The sequence below is a fragment of the Cyanobium sp. ULC065 genome (assembly GCF_977927515.1).
In genome coordinates, this window is the sequence record NZ_OZ376393.1 from 542,013 (window position 1) to 559,562 (window position 17,550).

The 17,550-nt window shown below is 67.9% G+C and carries 15 protein-coding genes; 10 read left to right on the plus strand and 5 right to left on the minus strand.

The annotated features are described in order from the left end of the window. The first annotated feature begins 184 nt into the window (after positions 1–184). Complete coding sequence (locus ACXMDP_RS02565; protein WP_259728727.1) at positions 185–562, plus strand: CsgG/HfaB family protein; 378 nt, start codon at positions 185–187, stop codon at positions 560–562. Positions 563–572: 10 nt separating this feature from the next. On the opposite strand, the gene cobA is transcribed toward ACXMDP_RS02565, so the two are convergent. The 3 genes from cobA to ACXMDP_RS02580 form a co-directional block, all read right to left on the minus strand. Then, complete coding sequence (cobA, locus tag ACXMDP_RS02570; protein ID WP_094514585.1) at positions 573–1,397, minus strand: uroporphyrinogen-III C-methyltransferase; 825 nt, start codon at positions 1,395–1,397, stop codon at positions 573–575. Continuing rightward, positions 1,394–2,689, minus strand: coding sequence for a CbiX/SirB N-terminal domain-containing protein (locus ACXMDP_RS02575; RefSeq protein WP_457767041.1), 1,296 nt, complete (start codon positions 2,687–2,689; stop codon positions 1,394–1,396). Before ACXMDP_RS02575 ends, cobA begins: the two co-directional genes overlap by 4 nt. 69 nt (positions 2,690–2,758) lie before the next feature. Continuing rightward, entirely contained in the window at positions 2,759–4,288 is a 1,530-nt protein-coding gene (locus ACXMDP_RS02580; RefSeq protein WP_259728770.1) for a ferredoxin--nitrite reductase, read from the minus strand. 239 nt (positions 4,289–4,527) lie between these two features. On the opposite strand from ACXMDP_RS02580, the gene ACXMDP_RS02585 reads away from it, so the two are divergent. The 7 genes from ACXMDP_RS02585 (at position 4,528) to ACXMDP_RS02615 (ending at position 11,888) form a co-directional block, all read left to right on the plus strand. Beyond that, positions 4,528–5,556, plus strand: coding sequence for an anthranilate phosphoribosyltransferase (locus ACXMDP_RS02585; RefSeq protein ID WP_259728774.1), 1,029 nt, complete (start codon positions 4,528–4,530; stop codon positions 5,554–5,556). After that, positions 5,553–6,041 carry a nitrate reductase associated protein gene (locus ACXMDP_RS02590; RefSeq protein WP_259728769.1) on the plus strand — a complete coding sequence of 163 codons (489 nt, stop codon included), beginning with the start codon at positions 5,553–5,555 and terminating at the stop codon, positions 6,039–6,041. Before ACXMDP_RS02585 ends, ACXMDP_RS02590 begins: the two co-directional genes overlap by 4 nt. A gap of 175 nt (positions 6,042–6,216) precedes the next feature. Further along, a complete protein-coding gene (locus ACXMDP_RS02595) occupies positions 6,217–7,533 on the plus strand; it encodes a CmpA/NrtA family ABC transporter substrate-binding protein (protein WP_259728768.1) in 1,317 nt (438 codons plus the stop codon). A gap of 36 nt (positions 7,534–7,569) precedes the next feature. After that, positions 7,570–8,415: a nitrate ABC transporter permease gene (ntrB, locus tag ACXMDP_RS02600; RefSeq protein WP_259728767.1), complete on the plus strand. Its 846-nt coding sequence runs from the start codon at positions 7,570–7,572 to the stop codon at positions 8,413–8,415. Positions 8,416–8,418: 3 nt separating this feature from the next. Further along, positions 8,419–10,422, plus strand: a complete 2,004-nt coding sequence (locus ACXMDP_RS02605) for an ABC transporter ATP-binding/substrate-binding protein (RefSeq protein ID WP_259728766.1) — start codon at positions 8,419–8,421, stop codon at positions 10,420–10,422. Between the two features lie 33 nt (positions 10,423–10,455). Further along, a complete protein-coding gene (locus ACXMDP_RS02610; RefSeq protein ID WP_259728765.1) occupies positions 10,456–11,289 on the plus strand; it encodes a nitrate ABC transporter ATP-binding protein in 834 nt (277 codons plus the stop codon). Between the two features lie 98 nt (positions 11,290–11,387). Next, positions 11,388–11,888: a Crp/Fnr family transcriptional regulator gene (locus tag ACXMDP_RS02615; RefSeq protein ID WP_259728764.1), complete on the plus strand. Its 501-nt coding sequence runs from the start codon at positions 11,388–11,390 to the stop codon at positions 11,886–11,888. 3 nt (positions 11,889–11,891) lie between these two features. Here ACXMDP_RS02615 and ACXMDP_RS02620 read toward each other — a convergent pair whose 3' ends face one another. Together ACXMDP_RS02620 and ACXMDP_RS02625 are read right to left on the minus strand one after the other, a co-directional pair. Beyond that, positions 11,892–14,090 carry a molybdopterin oxidoreductase family protein gene (locus ACXMDP_RS02620; protein ID WP_399232508.1) on the minus strand — a complete coding sequence of 733 codons (2,199 nt, stop codon included), beginning with the start codon at positions 14,088–14,090 and terminating at the stop codon, positions 11,892–11,894. Between the two features lie 748 nt (positions 14,091–14,838). Next, entirely contained in the window at positions 14,839–14,964 is a 126-nt protein-coding gene (locus ACXMDP_RS02625; protein ID WP_457767044.1) for a hypothetical protein, read from the minus strand. Positions 14,965–15,546: 582 nt separating this feature from the next. Here ACXMDP_RS02625 and ACXMDP_RS02630 point away from each other — a divergent pair. Next, a complete protein-coding gene (locus ACXMDP_RS02630) occupies positions 15,547–16,650 on the plus strand; it encodes an META domain-containing protein (RefSeq protein ID WP_259728763.1) in 1,104 nt (367 codons plus the stop codon). 303 nt (positions 16,651–16,953) lie between these two features. Further along, positions 16,954–17,550, plus strand: a complete 597-nt coding sequence (locus tag ACXMDP_RS02635; RefSeq protein WP_457767046.1) for a phosphate-starvation-inducible PsiE family protein — start codon at positions 16,954–16,956, stop codon at positions 17,548–17,550.

Below are 17,550 nucleotides of genomic sequence, written 5' to 3' on the forward strand. Positions count from 1 at the left end.
AGAGCTTCAACCGTTGCACGCGCCGCCGCTGCCCCCTGCCTGCTGACGCCGCTGCTACCCGCCCCGGCCTTGGCCCAGAGCCAGCGCACGGCCCCCGTCCCGCCAGCCGCCCCCCCGTGTCGGTGCCGGCCTTCAGAACACGGTCACCCAGCAGACCTGGTGGTGGCGCGCCAACCTCAAGGAGGTGCTCTCCGAGCAGGAGCTCAGCGAGCTCGGCATCGTGCGCAAGGGGCCCAACGCCGCCCAGAAAGGCCAGATGACCGGCGCCCGCTACATCGGGCTGGGCACCGTCACCTCCTACGACTCCAACGTGGAGAGCAAGACCTCCGGCAGCACCTTTGGCCTGCTGGGATTCGGAAAGCAGCACCAACAGGCCGAAACCCGCGATGACGTGGCCATCGAGGTGCGCGTGGTGGACAGCAGCACCGGTGAGGTGGTGGGGCGCCGCACGGTGGAGGGCCGTGCCACCAACACCGCCGAGGCCGGCTCCCAGGGCGTGAGCCTGTTGCCGGCCGCCAAGGCACTGCGCGCCGAAGGCCAGCCGGGTGTACCGCCGTGCTGAACTCCCCCGTTCAGAAGGGGATCGGCATGTCCACGGCGGCTGGTGCTGGGGCGCAGCCAGCCACCCGCTCCTCCACCACCTGGCCCACCACCACGATCGACGGCGACTGAAACCCCTCCGCCGTCACCCGCGCTGCCAGGCTGCCGAGGTCGGCGATCAGCTGGCGCTGGCCGCTCACGGTGCCCTGCTGGATCACGGCGGCGGGGGTGGTGGACGCCAGGCCGCCCGCCATCAGTTCCTCGCAGATGCGTGGCAGGTTGTGCAGGCCCATGTAGATCACCAGGCCGTCGCTGCAGCGGGCCAGGCCGCGCCAGTCCACCCCGGGGCGCCCTTTGTCGATCTCCTCGTGCCCCGTCACGAAGGTGACGCTCGAGCCGGCGCGCCGATGGGTGACCGGAATGCCCGCATAGGCCGGCGCCGCGATGCCGGCGGTGACCCCCGGCACCACTTCCACAGCCACGCCATGGCGGGCGAGGTGCGCCGCTTCCTCACCGCCCCGGCCGAACAGGAACGGATCGCCTCCTTTCAGGCGCACCACCAGCCGATGCCGCCGGGCCAGCTCCACCAGCACGGCATTGGTGCTCGGCTGTGGCACGGAATGGTGCCCGCGCCGCTTGCCCACGAAATGGCGCTCACAGCCGGCCGGCGGCAGATCGAGCAGGGCCTTGGGCACAAGCGAGTCGTAGACGAGGGCATCGCACTGGCTGAGCAGCCGGTGGGCCTTGAGCGTGAGCAGCTCGGGATCGCCCGGCCCGGCCCCCACCAGATAAACCTTGCCGCTGGCAGAAACGCCGCTGGAAGGGGAAACGTCGTCCGGCAGGGGCGTGGCTGTCATGGCAGCGCCGCGAGCTTCTCCAGCAGCACCCGCTGCAGGCGCGGCCGTTGCAGCAAGGGGGGTCCGAGCTCCAGCGGCAGGCTGTCCGTGAGGCGGTTGGCGGCCAGCGCCAGAGCAAGGACAGGGCTGCGGATCGCCAGTTGGAGCTCCTGTGGATCTGGCGCACTGTATGAAGCGGGCCGGCAAGCGGCACCGGTGATCCTGCTCAGGTGCTGCAGATAGCGCCGGCCCAGCGCCCCGTCCAGTGGGTGGTGTAGCAGCAGCGGCGCTGCGGCCGCCCCCTGTCCCAGCTCCTGCACTTCCTGCGCCAGGGCCTGCTGCCAGCAGCGCCAGGCCCCCAGAAACGGCAGCCGGTGCAGCGGACCCGCCTGACGCCAGCGGGCGGCGATCGCCGGCAGGTCGTGCCGCACATGGCCACCTGGCACGAGGAACAGGGGCACCAGCGTGGCGCCCTCCGGCCCCTCCGGCCGCGGCGGCAGGGGTGCATGGGGCGACCCCTCCGCTGCGGTGAGCGCCAGCAGCCGCACGCTGGCGCCGCGCCGTTGCTCCAGCGTGTCGCGCAGGGCCAACAGGTCGTCCGGGATCAGACCGCCGCTGCGCCCGTGCACCAGCAGCAGCAGGGGGCTGGGCGGCAGGGCGTGCAGGCGCCGTTGCCGCCGCGCCGCCACGGCCGGATCGAGCCGGTCTGCCGCCAGGCCCAGCAGCAGCGCCCGCCCTCGGGGCAGGCGGGCCAGCAGGTCGATGGCGTCGGCGGCCAGCTGGGGGTCGAGATCGGCCGCCAGCTGCGAGAGCGTGCGGCGCAGCGCCGGCAGCGGCCAGCTGGACAGGCCCACCGCCAGCCCTTCCAGCGCCGCACGGCGCTGCGCGGCCGGGCCCGGCGCCAGCGCCAGCCGGCTGAGCAGGGCGGCATCGGCGGGATCCCGCTGGTGGCCGAGCAACGGCAGCAGCAGGGGGGCCTGCTGGGGAGCGCGCGCCAGCGCCTGCCGCAACAGCTCGGCGCAGCTGGCCTCGCGCCTCCGCCCGATCCGCTCGCCCAGGGCCGGATCGGGCGGGTCCTGCCGCAACCACCAGGCCAGCAGCCGGGGCGCACTGCTGGAATCCAACCGCTCGGCCAGCACGGTGAGCAGGTCGGCCTCCGCGGGCACGCTGCCCGCTTCCAGTGCCGTGAGCCAGGGGGCCAGCTCCAGCTGCGGCCGTCGCCGGAGTTGCTGCAGCCACGGCCAGCGGGCGGGATCACCCGCCGGTGGCAGCTGGGCCGGATCGCCGCTCGGATCGCCGTCGCGAGGCAGCATCGGGTTCGCGGTGGCTGGCTGGTTGGCTGTTCTAGCAATCAGGAGCCTGCGCCACCGGCCCACTCCGGATCAGGCCGGGAGGGCCCGCGGCCGGGCGCCGAACCGCTCCACCAGAATCTGCTCCAGCGCCTCAGGCAGCTCGCTGAGCGGAATGCCCTTGTCGTGCAGCTCCGCCAGCCGGGGATCGGCCCCCATCGAGCCGCCCAGGAACACCTTCACCGCTTCCACCATTTCGCCGTCCTTGCGGGCCTTGGCCCCCATCAGCCCGATCGAGCCCATGTAGGGCTGGCCGCAGGCATTGGGGCAGCCGGTCCAATGGGTGCGCACGCCATGGGGCACCTCCAGGCGCCGCTCCAGTTCCTCAACCACCGCCTGGGCCGTGCTCTTGGTGGGGATCAGCGCGAAGCTGCAGTAGCGGTTGCCGGTGCAGCTCACCGCTTCCGCCGCCAGCGCACCGGGATCCACGCGGAAGTGCCGCAGCAGCGGTTCGGCCAGCAGCGCCTCCAGCCGATCGCCAGGCACATCTGCGATCAGGGCGTTCTGGCTTTCGCTCAGGCGCAGCCCGCCGCTGCCGTAGGTGCGGGCCAGCCGGGCCAGGTCGCCCATCCCATCAGCGTGCAGCCGACCCATCGGCACATGCAGGCCCACCCAGTGCAGACCCGGCTGCTTCTGGGCGTGCACGCCACAGATGTCCCGCGGAGCGCGGCACACCAGATGGGAGCCGTCATGGGGCACCAGGGCGGCGGCGGCAGCAGCGCCGGCCACGGCGCCGTAGCTCTCCACCACCTCCGCCCGGTAGCAGTCGAGCCCGAGCGCATCGATCAGGTACATCAGGCGGGTCTTGTTGCGGTTGCTGCGGTCGCCCTGCCGTTCGTAGTGACGCAGCACCGCGAGCGTGAAGGCCGGCAGCTGATCGGCCTGCAGCCACAACCCCAGCGGGATCGCCAGCTCGTTGCGCTGGGCTGAGAAGAAGCCGCCCACCATCACGGTGAAGCCCAGCGTGCCGTCGTGGAACGCGGGCAGAAAGGCGAGGTCGTTGTGCAGCAGGAAGGAGTCGGGGGCGCCGCCCACCGCCACGTTGAACTTGCGTGGCAGGTTGCGAGGACCGTCGGGCCCCAGCACCGCAGCCTGGATGCGGTCCACCAGCGGCCGGGTGTCGATGAACTCCTCGGGGTCGATGCCGGCCAGAGGGTTGCCGGTCACGTTGCGGGGGTTGTCGTGGCCCGACTGGCGGCTGGTCAGGCCCACCCGCTCGAGCGCCGCCATCAGCGGCGGCATGTCCTCCAGCAGCAGGCCGCGCAGCTGGATGTTCTGACGGGTGGTGATGTCGGCGCTCCCGTGGCTGCCGCATCGATCCACGGCCTCCGCCAGCACGTCCAGCTGGTCGGCGTGGATCACGCCGTTGGGCAGCCGCAGCCGCAGCATGAAGCGCCCGGGCGTGACCGGCCGGAAAAAGATGCCCAGCCACTTGAGATGGATGGTGAGGGTGGCCTCATCGAGGGATTCCCAGCCTGCGGCGCTCAGTTCACTCAGCCGCGGCGCCAGATCCAGACCACAGAAGCCGGCCTTGGCCTGCTCCACCTTGTTGAGCGTCGCCATGGAGGGAAGGGAAACGAGAGGGAGAACACCGATCGGGCCGGCGGCCGGATCACCCGGGAATCACCGCAGAGACTGCTGGAGAGACCACTACAGAGAGGGCAGAGTTCGCAGCGGGCCTGCGCATGCCTAATGATCGGACTCCTTACCCTTTCAGCCGGAGCCCCGGAGTCTTGTCGCAGGTGGCACTGATTTCTGCCGTGGAGGGCAACAGCGCCCCAGGCGCCGCCCGCCGCCCTGCGCTGGCGCCGGAGGTGCTGCGCTTCCGCGAGCTGCTCGCCAAGGTGGGCAGCGGCGAGCACACCAGCACCGGCCTGACCCGCGCCGAGGCCCGCGAAGCCACCGATCTGATGCTGCTGGGGCCGGTGAGCGATGCTCAGCTGGGTGCGTTCCTGATCGCCCATCGCATCCGCCGTCCCTCGCCGCTTGAGCTGGCCGGCATGCTCGACAGCTACCGCGCGCACGGCCCGGTGCTGCGCACCCCCGGCCAGCGGCCGCTCTGCTTCGGGGTGCCTTACGACGGCCGCAGCCGCACCGCGCCACTGCTGCCGTTGCTGGCCCTGCTGCTGGCGGCCGCCGGTCAGCCGGTGGTGCTGCACGGCGGTGCTCCGATGCCGGTGAAGTACGGCATCAGCCTCGCTGAGCTGTTCGCTGCCCTCGGCATCGACTGGCGGCAGCTCAGCCTGGCCGACCTGCAGCAGCGGCTGGAGAGCCAGGGCCTGGCCCTCACCCACCAGCCCTGCCACTTCCCGGCTGCCGAACGGCTGCTGCCGATCCGTGAGGCGATCGGCAAGCGGCCGCCGGTGGCCAGCCTGGAACTGCTCTGGACCCCCCACCAGGGCGAGCACCTCCTGGTGAGCGGCTTCGTTCATCCCCCCACCGAGGCCCGCGCCTGGGAGGCGTTGGCCCATGCCGGCGAAACCGATCTGCTCACGGTCAAGGGGCTGGAGGGCTCCACCGACCTGCCCACCAGCCGCGCCGGCATCACCGCCCGGGGCCGCGATGGCGTGATCACCCGCCTGCTGGTCCATCCCCGCGACCATGGCCTCTGCGGCCCCGAGGTGCCCTGGCAGAACCTGGAGCTCTGGCGCGAGCAGGCGCTGGCGGCGCTGCAGGGCGAGGGACCGCTGGCGGAGTCGCTGCTCTGGAACCTGGGGGTGTACCTCTGGCTGGCCGAGCGCTGCGACAGCCTGCCGGCAGGGCTCGACCAGGCCCGCGCCCTGCTGGCCGCCCGCTGCGGCGAAAAGCTGCGCCAGGATCTGGCCCCATGAGCCTGCCTGCGCGCGCCAGCCACGACCGCTGCTTCGGCTTTGAGGCCGATTTCGTCGCCGATCTGCGCTGTCTGCCGATGGCGGTGCGGCGCAAGCTCGATCTGGCGGGAGTGAAGCTCAAGCTCAGCCACTGGCAGGCCCTAGGCGCAGCGGAGCGCGAGGGGTTGCTGGCCTGGCCCGATCAGCCCCTCGCGATCGAGGCCCTGCGCCAATGGCTGCTGCAACGCACGGCCGTCATGGCCGCCGGCCCGGCCCGGCCCCTGCCGCCGGCCCAGCTGGAAGCCCTGCCCAGTGCGGCCGACGGGGAGGCGCTGCCGGCGGTGCTCGCGGCGGCCTGCCGGCAGCTGGGCACGCCGCTCAGCCTGGCGCAATGGCAGGGCCTCGATGAGCTGCAGCGCTTCGCCCTGGTGAAGCTCAGCCATCCGGGGCATGAACACCGCAACCTGCCGCGAGCGCTACAGGAATTCGGGCTGTCGTGTGGCTGAACGCTGCAAAGCCCGGCCGTCGGTAACAACCGGCACCATCAATCGGGCCCTGGCCGTGATGACGTAGGCGGGTTGGTCAGCCTGTGCGCCAACCTTGCCGGCTCGGTGCGCTTCGTTCATGAGGCCCGTCCGGATTGCGTGATCCGCATCCAGACCTTCGTGACACCCCAGCCCCATGCCGAACCTTTCGCGCCGTAAGTTCCTCGTGACCGCCGCCGGCACCACGGCCGGCGCCCTCTGGTTGAGCGCCTGCGGCGGCAAACAGCCGGACAGTGCCTCAGCGCCGGCCGCCAGCGGCGGCGGTGGGGATGTGGAAGTGGAAGTGAAGGGCGCCACGCTCGGCTTCATTGCCCTCACCGATTCAGCGCCGGTGATCATTGCCCAGGAAAAGGGCTTTTTCGCCAAGCACGGCATGCCCGAGGTGAAGGTGGTCAAGCAGACCTCCTGGGCCGCCACCCGCGACAACCTGGAACTCGGCACCGCGGGCGGCGGCATTGATGGCGCCCACATCCTCACGCCGATGCCGTTGTTGCTCACGGCCGGCAAGATCACCAAGTCGAACCAGCCGCTGCCGATGGTGACGCTGGCGCGCCTGAATCTCCAGGGACAGGGCATCTCCGCGGCCGAGGCTTTCCTGCCCGAAAAGCTCACGATCGACAACAAGGCGGGTCTGGAGGCGGCTGTGGCCGCTGCAGGCGCCAAAGGCAAGAAGTTCAAGGCGGCGGTGACCTTCCCCGGCGGCACCCATGACCTCTGGATGCGCTACTGGCTGGCGGCCCATGGCATTGATCCCAACACAGCTGCCGATCTGGTGGTGATTCCGCCGCCGCAGATGGTGGCGAACATGCAGACCGGCACGATGGACACCTTCTGTGTGGGTGAGCCCTGGAATGGGCGCCTGGTCAACAAGAAGCTGGGCTACACCGTGGCCCAGACCGGTGAACTGTGGAAGCTTCATCCGGAGAAAGCCTTCTCCATGCGAGCCGATTGGGTGGAGCAGAACCCCAAGGCCACCCTGGCCCTGCTGAAGGGGGTGCTGGAAGCTCAGATGTGGTGTGATGATCCCGCCAATCTTGACGAGATGTGCACGATCCTCGCCAAAGATAAATACATCAAGGCCACTGTCGACGACATCAAGCCCCGCCTGGCCGGCAATGTGGACTACGGCGATGGCCGGGTGGTGAAGGACAGCCCCTACAGGATGCGCTTCTGGGCCGACAGTGCCTCCTTCCCCTACAAGAGCCACGAGAAGTGGTTCGTGACTGAGGACATGCGCTGGGGTTATCTACCCGCCTCTACGGATATCGATGCGTTGGTGAACAAAGTGAACCGCGCCGATCTCTGGAAGGAGGCCGCCAAGGCGATCGGCCAGGAGAAGGCCATCCCCGCCTCCGATTCCCGCGGCAAGGAAACGTTCTTTGATGGCGTGGTCTTCGATCCTGAAGATCCCAAGGCTTATCTCGACGCTCTCAAGATCAAAGCCCTGGCCTGAGCGACTGTCCGTCGCCATTGATCACCCCCACCCTTCATGACCCTCACCGCTGTGAACGGCAGGCGGCGCCCTCGCCAGCGCCAAAGCCAACGCCGTTCCACCCTTCTCGCCACAATCCTCCCTTACCTGCTCTGCATCGGTGGGTTTCTGATCGTCTGGCAGGTGCTCTCCGGCCTGCTGGGCGCTGATCGTCTGCCGGGGCCCATCAAGGTGGTGACAGACACCTGGGACCCTTACATCAGCCAGCCCTTTTTTGATGATGGCGGCACCAGCAAAGGGCTGGGCTGGCAGATTCTGATTTCTCTGCAACGGGTGGCTCTGGGCTATGGCCTGGCGGCCATCGTTGGTATCGCCATGGGTGGCTTGCTGGGCCTGAACCGGTTCGTGGGCAAGGGCTTCGATCCGGTGATCCAGGTTTTGCGCACGGTGCCGCCACTGGCCTGGTTCCCGATCTCCCTGATGGTGTTTCAGAACGCCGATAAGTCGGCGATCTTCGTGATCTTCATCACCTCCATCTGGCCGATCATCATCAACACGGCCGTGGGCATCCGTGAGATCCCTCAGGATTACACCAACGTGTCGCGCGTGCTGCGGCTGCGCAAGCGCGCGTACATCCGGGAGATCGTGATTCCCGCCACCGTTCCCTATGTGTTCACCGGTCTGCGCATCGCCGTGGGCCTGGCCTGGTTGGCGATCGTGGCGGCGGAGATGCTCAAGGCCGATGGCGGCATCGGCTATTTCATCTGGGATGCCTACAACGCCGGTGGTGAGTCGAGCGCCAGCCAGATTGTGCTGGCGATTGTGTATGTGGGCGTTGTCGGTCTGTGCCTCGATCGGCTGGTGGCGTTTGCCGGCCGGCGTGTGAGCAGCGGGGCCTCCTGAGCCATGCCTGCCCTGCTCACCGTCGACAACGTCACCCAGGCGTTTCCGCTCAAGAACGGCGGCACCTATGTGGCCCTCAAGGACATCTTCCTGCAGATCGCCGAAGGTGAGTTCGTCACCCTGATCGGCCATTCCGGTTGCGGTAAATCCACCCTGCTGGATCTGCTGGCGGGCCTCACCCTGGCCACGGAGGGCGGCATCCTGATGAGCGGTCAGGAGGTCACCGAACCCGGCCCCGACCGGATGGTGGTGTTCCAGAACTATTCGCTGCTGCCCTGGAAAACGGTGCGCGAGAACATCGCTCTCGCCGTGGACAACGTGATGCCCAGGATTTCCCGGGAGGAGCGGCGCGAGATCGTGGACCGCAACATCAAGCTGGTGAAGCTCACGCCAGCGGCGGATAAGTATCCCGCCGAGATCTCTGGCGGCATGAAGCAACGGGTGGCGATCGCCCGGGCCCTGGCGATCCGCCCCAAGCTGCTGCTGCTCGATGAGCCCTTCGGTGCCCTCGATGCGCTCACGCGCGGCAACCTGCAGACCCAGCTGATGGAGATCTGCCAGGAGGCCAAGGTCACCGCCGTGATGGTCACCCACGACGTGGACGAAGCCCTGCTGCTCTCCGATCGCGTGGTGATGCTCACCAATGGCCCGGAGGCCTACATCGGCCAGATCCTCGATGTGCCGCTGGCCCGGCCCCGCTCCCAGCTCACCGCCGTCGAAGACCCCACCTACTACGGCCTGCGCGCGGAGGTGGTCACCTTCCTCAACCAGCAGCGTGATGCCCGCCAGCAGCGCTTCAGACCCAGGGGCGCTGTGGCCTCAGGAACGCTGGAAAAGGTGAATCTGGAGATCGGCTTTGTGCCGCTCACCGATTGCGCCCCGCTGGTGATGGCCCTTGAAGGCGGCTTCTTCGCCAGGTACGGGCTGGATCAGGTCACCCTGCGGCGCGAAACCAACTGGAAAACCCTGGAGGCCAACCTGCGCCAGGGCGTGCTGGATGCGGCCCAGATGGTGGCGGGGCTGCCCTTCGCCATGACCCTCGGCAGCCAGGGGCGCCGCCCGGTGCCGATCACCTCGGCGCTCACGCTCTCGCGCAACGGCAATGCCATCACGCTGCACCGCCGGTTTCATGAGGCCGGCGTGCGCACCGCGGCGGAGTTCAAGGCCTGGATCGCCGCCAATCCTGGCCATAAGCCGGTCCTGGCCATGGTGCACCCCGCCTCCATGCACAACCTGATGCTGCGGGCCTGGTTGGTGTCCGCCGGCATCGACCCCAGCAGCCACGTGGAGCTGATCGTGATCCCGCCCGCCCAGATGGTGGCAACGCTCAAGGCCGGCACGATCGATGGCTTCTGTGTGGGCGAGCCCTGGAACTCCCGCGCCGTGCAGGAGGGGCACGGCACCGTGATCGCCACCGACACCGACCTCTGGGACGGCCATGGCGAGAAGGTGCTCGGTGTGCGGGAAGACTGGGCCGCCGCCCACCCCCATACCCATCAGGCTCTGCTCTGCGCCCTGCTGGAGGCCTGCCGCCACTGCGAAGACCCGACCAACCGCCAGGAGCTGGCCCAGCTGCTGGCCCGCCCCGAATACGTGGGCACCAGCCCTGATGTGCTGCTGCCCGGCCTGGCCCAGGCCTACGACCGCGGCACCGGTGCGCCGGCGCTGATTCCCGGTTTCAACCGCTTCTTCGGGCCTGGCGTCAATGCTCCCGATCGCGCCGAGGCCACCTGGATCCTCACCCAGCTGGCGCGCTGGAACGTCTGCCCCTTCCCAAGCAACTGGGAGGAGGTGCTCAACCGGGTGCAGCGCCCGGATCTGTTCGGCAAGGCGGCCGCCGCCCTGGGCCTGCCCGCCGAGCCGCCCCGCCCCACCCCGGTGGGTTTCTTCGGCGCCGAGCAGCTCGATCCCGCCGACCCCGCCGCCTACGTGCAGGGGCTGAAGCAGCAGCGCCCGCTGCGCATCGAGGCCGTGGTGCTGCCAACGGCGCCGGCCGCCGCCACCTGACCCCCCCCGCCTTTCGCCCCCGCCCACTCCCCCATGCAGACCCTCAGCTCAACGGCGGCCAGCACCAGCCGTGCCACCGGCGCCTATCTGGAGATTGACGGGGTCACCAAGGTGTATCCCAGCGCCCGGGGGCCCCACACCGTGCTCGACGGTGTGCATCTGTCCGTGGCGGAGGGGGAGTTCGTGTGCCTGATCGGCCATTCCGGCTGTGGCAAATCCACCCTGCTCGACATGGTGTCGGGATTCCGCCAGCCCACCACCGGCGAGGTGCGGCTGAACGGGGAGCGCATCGTTGATCCTGGCCCCGACCGCATGGTGGTGTTCCAGAACTATTCGCTGCTGCCCTGGTTAAGCGCCTACGACAACATCGCCCTGGCGGTGAACAATGTGTTCCCCGAACTGCAGCGCAACGGCCAGGCCAAGGCGATCGTGGAGGAGCACCTGGCGCTGGTGGGCCTCAGCGAAGCGGCCCACAAGAAGCCGGGAAGTCTGTCGGGGGGGATGAAGCAGCGGGTGTCGATCGCCCGCGCCCTGGCGCTCAAACCGAAGGTGCTGCTGCTCGATGAACCGTTCGGGGCGCTCGATCCGATCACGCGCGAGGAACTGCAGGAGGAGCTGCTCAAGATCTGGGCCGATCACCGCGTGACGGTGCTGATGATCACCCACGACATCGATGAAGCCCTGTTCCTGGCCGACCGGGTGGTGATGATGACCAACGGTCCCGCCGCCACGATCGGCGAGGTGCTCGAGCTGCCGTTCGCCCGCCCGCGTGTGCGGGCCCGCCTGCTGGAGCAGCCCGAATACTTCGACCTGCGCAATCGCGCGCTCGATTTCCTCTACCGCCGCTACGCCCACGACGACACGTGAGGGCCGCCCTGCCACTTCATCAGTCCTTCCGTCAGCTGACGATGGCGGTGGGCCAGACCTTGCTTCTGGATGGCGGCAATGCCGCCTCAGCCTCGCCCATGCGTGTCCACTCCGGCATCCTGCGGGTGTTTTTGCTGGCCTCCTCGGGCCAGGACATCACGATCGGCTTTCTTCAACCGGGTGAAGTCTGCGATGCCCTGGCCCTGCGCCGCGATTGGGTGGGCCTGGAAGCTCTCTCCGTGGTGCAGATCGAACGGGTGGAGCGCACCGAAATGCTGGGCGTTCGCACGGACCTCAACACCTGGGCCCTGGAGTTGCTGATGATCCGCCACCACTCCGACACCGAACAGCGATTGAAGGCGCTGCTGGCCTTACTGGTGGAGCGCCTGGGACGCCGCAATGGTCTCTGGTACGAGTTGCCGCTGCGGATCACCCATGAGCGCCTGGCCGAACTGATCGGGAACACCCGCGTCACCGTCACCAAGATGCTCACCCGCTTGCGTCAGTCGGGCCTGGTGGATGGCCAGCTCACTGGCAGGGGCTCAGCTCTTCTGCGCCTCTCGCCTGAGCTGGTGGAGGCGATGCTGCCGATCAGCTGAATCTCAGCCGGCGATCTCCGCCCGCTCCACCCGCACTGCCGCTGCCTTGAGCTCTGGCTGCTTCGAGATCGGGCAGCCGAGGGCATGCATCAGCCGGTTGGCCTCACACACTTGCTCCTGGGCGGCACCCCAGTGCATCGGCAGGAACACCGTGCCCGGGCGAATTCGATCAGTGATCTGCACCTTCACGGTCAGCTCACCGCGACGGGAGCTCACCCGTGCGAGGGCGCCCTCCTCGAGGTTGCAGCAGCTGGCATCTGCTGGGTGGATCTCCAGCAGGGGCTCTGGATGGCTGCGACATACCCGCTCCACATGGACGGTGCGGGTCATGGTGTGCCAATGGCCGAGGTACCGCCCCACCGTGAGCACCAGGGGGAAGCCGTCATCCGGCGGTTCCGCCAGCCCCAGCGGTTGCTGGGCCAGCAGGCGGGCCTTGCCGTTAGCGGTGGGGTAGACCCCCTCGGTGTGCAGCCGTGGCTGGCCGCCCCCCGCCGCTGTGCCAGCCGGGAACGGCCATTGCTGGGGCCCGTGTTCGGCCAGCAGGGCGTGGCTCAGGCCGCTGTGATCGCAGAGCCTCCCGGCGGTGATCGACGCGAACTCGGCGTAGACCTCGGCTGCGGAGCCGTAGGCGAACTGCTTGGAAAACCCCAGCCGGCGGCCCAGCTCCGCGAAGATCGCCCAGTCGGGGCGGGCCTCGCCGGGGGCCTGCCGGAAGGCATGCGACAAGGTGACCCGGCGCTCCGAGTTGGTCATCACGCCCTCTTTTTCGCTCCACTGGGCAGCCGGCAGCACCAGATGGGCCACCGCTTCGGTTTCGGTGCCCGCGTAGGCCTCGCTCAGCACCACCAGGGGGCATTGGGCCACCGCCTGGCGCACCCGATCCAGCGACGGCAGGCTCACCAGCGGGTTGGTGGCTGCCACCCACCACAGGCCCAGTTCGCCGCGCTCCATCGCTTCGATCTGCTCCCACACCGAGAGCCCATCGCGCGCTGAGATCGCGCCGGGGGGAAAGCCCCAGTGCTGCTCGATCGCGGCCCGGTGGCTGGCCTCGTGGATCGAGCGGTAGCCGGGCAGCAGCGCAGCCAGGCCGCCGGCTTCCCGCCCACCCATGGCATTGGGCTGGCCGGTGAGGGAGAACGGACCGGCCCCGGGCTTGCCGATCTGGCCCGTGACCAGATGCAGGTTGATGATCCCCGCCACTGTGGCGGTGCCCTCCACGCTCTGATTCACCCCCATCGACCAGAGGCTGAGCACGCCGGAGCTGGCGGCCCAGAGTGACGCCAGGCGCCGCAGCGCCTCCTCCTCGATGCCGCAGAGGGCGCAGACCCGCTCCGGCGTCCAGCCCGCCCAGAGGGCCGCCAGCTCAGCGAACCCATCGGCGCAGGCCGCCACCCGCTCCGGATCCACCGCCCCCAGCTGCAGCAAAAGATGACCCACGCCATGCAGCAGGACCAGATCCGTGCCCGGACGAATGGCCAGATGCAGGTCGGCCGCTGCGCTGGTGGCGGTGGCCCTGGGGTCGACCACGATGATCTGCAGCGCCTCCTTCTGGTGCCGCTTGCGCTTGAGCAGCCGCTGAAAGAGCACCGGGTGGCAGTCGGCGGTGTTGGTGCCGATCAGCAGCACCGTGCCTGCTAAGTCGAGGTCGTCGTAGCAGCAGGGGGGGCCATCGGAGCCCAGGCTGAGCTTATAGCCCGACACGGCCGAGCTCATGCACAGCCGCGAATTGGCATCGAAATTGTTGGTGCCGAGGGCCCCTTTGATCAGCTTGTTGGCGACGTAATAGTCCTCGGTGAGAAACTGGCCCGAGCCATACATCGCGATCGCGCCCGATCCACGCTCCGCCTGAATCACCTGGATCCGCTCCACCAGGATCGTGAAGGCTCGCTCCCAGCTGATCGCCTCAAAGGGTTGGTCGCGCTGCTCGCGCCACAACGGTGTGCTCAGGCGGTTGCGATCGAGGGTTTCGGCCACCGTGGCCCCTTTCACGCACACCTGGCCGAGGGAGGAAGGGTGCAGCCGGTCTCCGCGCACCGTCCAGGAATCAGCGCTGTAGTCAGTGGCGTCAAGAGCCGCCGCCGCCGGCTTGAGCTCCAGCCCACAACCCACGCCGCAGTAGGGGCATTGGGCACGGGCAGAAGACAGCACGGAAGAAGGTTCGAACACCACAGCGACGGCCAACGGCTCCGTCGGAGCGCTCACCAATCGTGCCGGATGATCCTAACCAAGTCGTGCGATCACCAGGTGCCGGTGTCGGCGGAGTGGACTCCGAGAGGGTGTGGTTATGCAAGGTAAGATGATGCTCCGCCTGATGACCTTGCGCCTGGACCATGGCGCTGTGGATTCCGTCAGAGGGTCAAGCCCACGCGCGATGCAGCAGCCCCTGCGCATGGCCGGCAGGCCAGCGAAGGAAGCCAGCCCTGCGGCGATAGCGGGGATCACCATCCAAGGTGTGGCTACTGAGCAGCTGGTGACGGCAGCCACCAGGAGAGCCCATCAACGCGCAAGCTGCATCAGGGAGTGCCTCAGCATGGGAGCCATGCGCCATTCATTCCACTTTCTCTGACCTTCTATAGGCTCGCTGTTTGGAGGCCAGCTGGCGATTGCCGGTTTGATTCGCAGCCTCTGATCGAGCAGAGTGCGACCATTCATGCAGTCATGGCTGAAGCTCACTAGCTGAATACATCAGGCTGCGCAGTTTGCCCCGCGCCATTTTTAAGGTGGGAATCGAGCGAGTTAGCCGTTGATCGGTGGCTGCTATTCCAAGTGGCTTGAAGGGACGCTGGCCGGCGAAAGCGGTTCGATCCAATAGTGCAAATCATCGATCTTGATAATGTTCTGCATAATCTGCATGCCATGATTTGATCTTACCTAAGAGCTGAGTAATCCCATCGAAAAAGCTGGCATCGGCTTTGCCTTTCGATGGGTTCCACTTCGGATCGAGCGTCAATCAGCCGCCTGCCAAGGCCATAGTCAGGGCATCCTGGCCCATTGGCTCAAGCACGTCGTGGTTGTCTTGAGCAATGTTTAGAACATTGGCATGGATCTGGCGAAGTCGCCAGGCGTCCAAGTTCATTACGATGACTCCTGATTTAAAATAATGGAGAGGATCTTTCAGCTTTAAGTTGCAGCGGAGGCGTTGCTACTGCTTTGGGCTTGCGATGCCGCCGTCAATAGCACAAGCTCTGGATTTAGCTTGTAGATCCAGGATCTGCAAGTCGTTCAAGTCTGAGCAAACGATCTAATCCGTATCCAGGTAGTGCAGCGGGACACCTCGTGAATAAAACGTAGCTCGCCCTCTTGATTCAGCTCGTTACCATCGCGAACTGGCCACACGGTCTTGCATGGCTCCTGGCATTCCTTCGCGGTGCCCTGATTTCATGTGGCAGGCGTTCCAGGCAATCATCGTGTCGTGATCTGACCGCTGTTCGGCTGCCTTTGTGTTTCTGAGGCGGTGGCCCATGCGTTCGGGCGGGTGCTCAGGCGTCGGTAGCCATGGTCTGGCTGTGAGGCAGCCGCCTGTACGTTCAAAGTCGTCACCTTGAACGCGCCAACCGTGCCGATGCCGATGCCGCACCGCGCTTTGCGGTGGCGTGTTGCCCGCGCCACTGAAGAGGCTCGCCGGGCACGGGGCCTTTTGCCCGGAATGGGGCGCGGGATGGTGGTCGCCCTGGTGGCTGTGATCACGGCACCGGTGCTGGCCGCGTCCACCGGTGCCGGCGCCTTGATCAGCCAGCGGCCCCCCACCGACAGCAGCACGCGGCGGCCTTCACCACCGGCCTCGCTCGGCCCCCTCCCCGCTAGCTGGCAGGGGGATCTTCCCGGTGCGGGCGGCCCGGTCCGCTGGCATCTCGACCTGGCCGCCGATGGCACCTATCAACTGCGGCAGACATCCCTGAGCCGGCCGAAGCCCCAGGCGTTTGATGCCATCGGCCGTTGGCGGCTGGAGCCCGGCACGGGGCGGCTGGAGCTCAGCCGTGGCAGTGAGCCCCCGCTGCTTCTGCAGCCGCTTGCCGCCGGGGCGGCGCTGCGCCAGCTCAACTCCCAGGTGGGTGCGGCCTCTGCCAACGCCAACGACCGGCTGACGCGCCTGCCCCAGGCCGCGCCCATCGACCCGCGCCTGCAGCTCACGGGTCTGTTCTCCTACATGGCCGATGCGGCCAGCATCCGCCTGTGCGCCACCGGCCAGCGCTTGCCCGTGGCGATGGAGGCCGGCTACCTGGCCCTGGAGCGTGCCTACCTGGCGGCCTGCCCGGCAGACCGACCGGGCCAGCCGCTGCTGGTGAGCCTGCAGGGACTGATCACCCAACGGCCGTCGATGGAGCAGGGCCAGCCGCCACGCCGCACCCTGGTGGTGGAGAGCTTCTTGGCCCTCACCCCCGGCCGGGGTTGCCCCAGGGAGGCGCCCCCGCTGCGGGGCACCACCTGGCGGCTGGAGGGCCTTGGCGGCCAGAAGCTGGTCGCGCCGCCTGGCGCTCAGCCGATCGAGCTGCAGCTCTCGGCCGAGCGCCTGCAGCTGGCCGGCAGTGGCGGTTGCAATCGCCTGATGGGCGGCTTCAGCCTTGAGGGGACAGCGATACGCTTCCCCCAGCTGGCGAGCACGCGCATGGGCTGCAGCCCGCCGGTGATGGAGCTTGAGCAGCGCTACAGCGATGCCCTGGAGCGGGTGCGCCGCTGGCGCATCGATCAGCACCATCTGCTGCTGCAGGACGCCAGCGGAACAACCTTGCTGCGCTTCCGCCTGGCTCCGCAGGAGGGGTGATCAGGGGCAGGGGTGACGGTCAAGCGGGGGAATCAGGCGGAGGGGCGATCGGCGAAAGGACCGTCGGGGGCTGGTCGGATCTGGCGGGGGTGTTCAGCTCAGGCCGCTCAGAACAGTGCGATCAGAGCCTCGCGCCCCGATCCACGAGCAAGACCTCTCAAGCTGTCCCCCGATCAATGACCCCCCAGTCAGTGAAGCCCCAAGTGAATGACGTCCCAATCAGTGCAATAAGGTCTACCTATCTATAGGTAATTGACCGATAAGTTGGCGCCCCATAGGCTGCGATCCATTCGGTCAAGGTTCATGCAGGACACTCTCGCCAGCCCACCAAGCCCAATCACCGAGCAAGGCCGCGGTTCGCCCGACAGCACCCCAGCTGCGGCCCCACCCCCGGCCACCCCTGCAGCCGCCACGATCACTGCAACCGGCAGCGTTCCCTGGCATCAGCTGTTCCGGCGCGTGCAGATCGTGCAGACCCTGGAGGCGGTGCAGGACCTGATTGCGGTGGCGCTGTGTGTGGGCCTGTTCTGGGTGATGGTGCTGCAGATGCGGGAGATCTACTCCACGCTGATGAGCACGCCGCGCTTTCACGCCATCACAGCCGACATCCTGTTCATCCTCATCCTGGTGGAGTTGTTCCGGCTGCTGATCATCTATCTGCAGGAGCAGCGTGTGTCGATCGGGGTGTCGGTGGAGATCGCGATCGTGTCGGTGTTGCGAGAGGTGATCGTGAAGGGCGTGCTCGAAACCGACTGGCACCAGATCCTGGCCGTGTGTCTGTTCCTGATCACCATGGCGGTGCTGATGGTGGTGCGCGTGTGGCTGCCGCCCACCTTTGCCGGGGTGAATCCAGAAGCGCGGATGTCGGCGCGGGTCAGACTGGACCATCACTCCCCCTGA

What these genes read in the sequence shown, in the direction of transcription:
- ACXMDP_RS02595 (WP_259728768.1), top strand. Translation starts at nt 6,217, where the DNA reads ATGCCGAACCTTTCGCGCCGTAAGTTCCTCGTGACCGCCGCCGGCACC.
- ACXMDP_RS02605 (WP_259728766.1), top strand. Translation starts at nt 8,419, where the DNA reads ATGCCTGCCCTGCTCACCGTCGACAACGTCACCCAGGCGTTTCCGCTC.
- ACXMDP_RS02575 (WP_457767041.1), bottom strand. Translation starts at nt 2,689, where the DNA reads ATGCTGCCTCGCGACGGCGATCCGAGCGGCGATCCGGCCCAGCTGCCA.
- ACXMDP_RS02635 (WP_457767046.1), top strand. Translation starts at nt 16,954, where the DNA reads ATGCAGGACACTCTCGCCAGCCCACCAAGCCCAATCACCGAGCAAGGC.
- ACXMDP_RS02580 (WP_259728770.1), bottom strand. Translation starts at nt 4,288, where the DNA reads ATGGCGACGCTCAACAAGGTGGAGCAGGCCAAGGCCGGCTTCTGTGGT.
- ACXMDP_RS02610 (WP_259728765.1), top strand. Translation starts at nt 10,456, where the DNA reads ATGCAGACCCTCAGCTCAACGGCGGCCAGCACCAGCCGTGCCACCGGC.
- ACXMDP_RS02615 (WP_259728764.1), top strand. Translation starts at nt 11,388, where the DNA reads ATGCGTGTCCACTCCGGCATCCTGCGGGTGTTTTTGCTGGCCTCCTCG.
- ACXMDP_RS02590 (WP_259728769.1), top strand. Translation starts at nt 5,553, where the DNA reads ATGAGCCTGCCTGCGCGCGCCAGCCACGACCGCTGCTTCGGCTTTGAG.
- ACXMDP_RS02630 (WP_259728763.1), top strand. Translation starts at nt 15,547, where the DNA reads ATGGTGGTCGCCCTGGTGGCTGTGATCACGGCACCGGTGCTGGCCGCG.
- ntrB (WP_259728767.1), top strand. Translation starts at nt 7,570, where the DNA reads ATGACCCTCACCGCTGTGAACGGCAGGCGGCGCCCTCGCCAGCGCCAA.
- ACXMDP_RS02625 (WP_457767044.1), bottom strand. Translation starts at nt 14,964, where the DNA reads ATGAACTTGGACGCCTGGCGACTTCGCCAGATCCATGCCAATGTTCTA.
- cobA (WP_094514585.1), bottom strand. Translation starts at nt 1,397, where the DNA reads ATGACAGCCACGCCCCTGCCGGACGACGTTTCCCCTTCCAGCGGCGTT.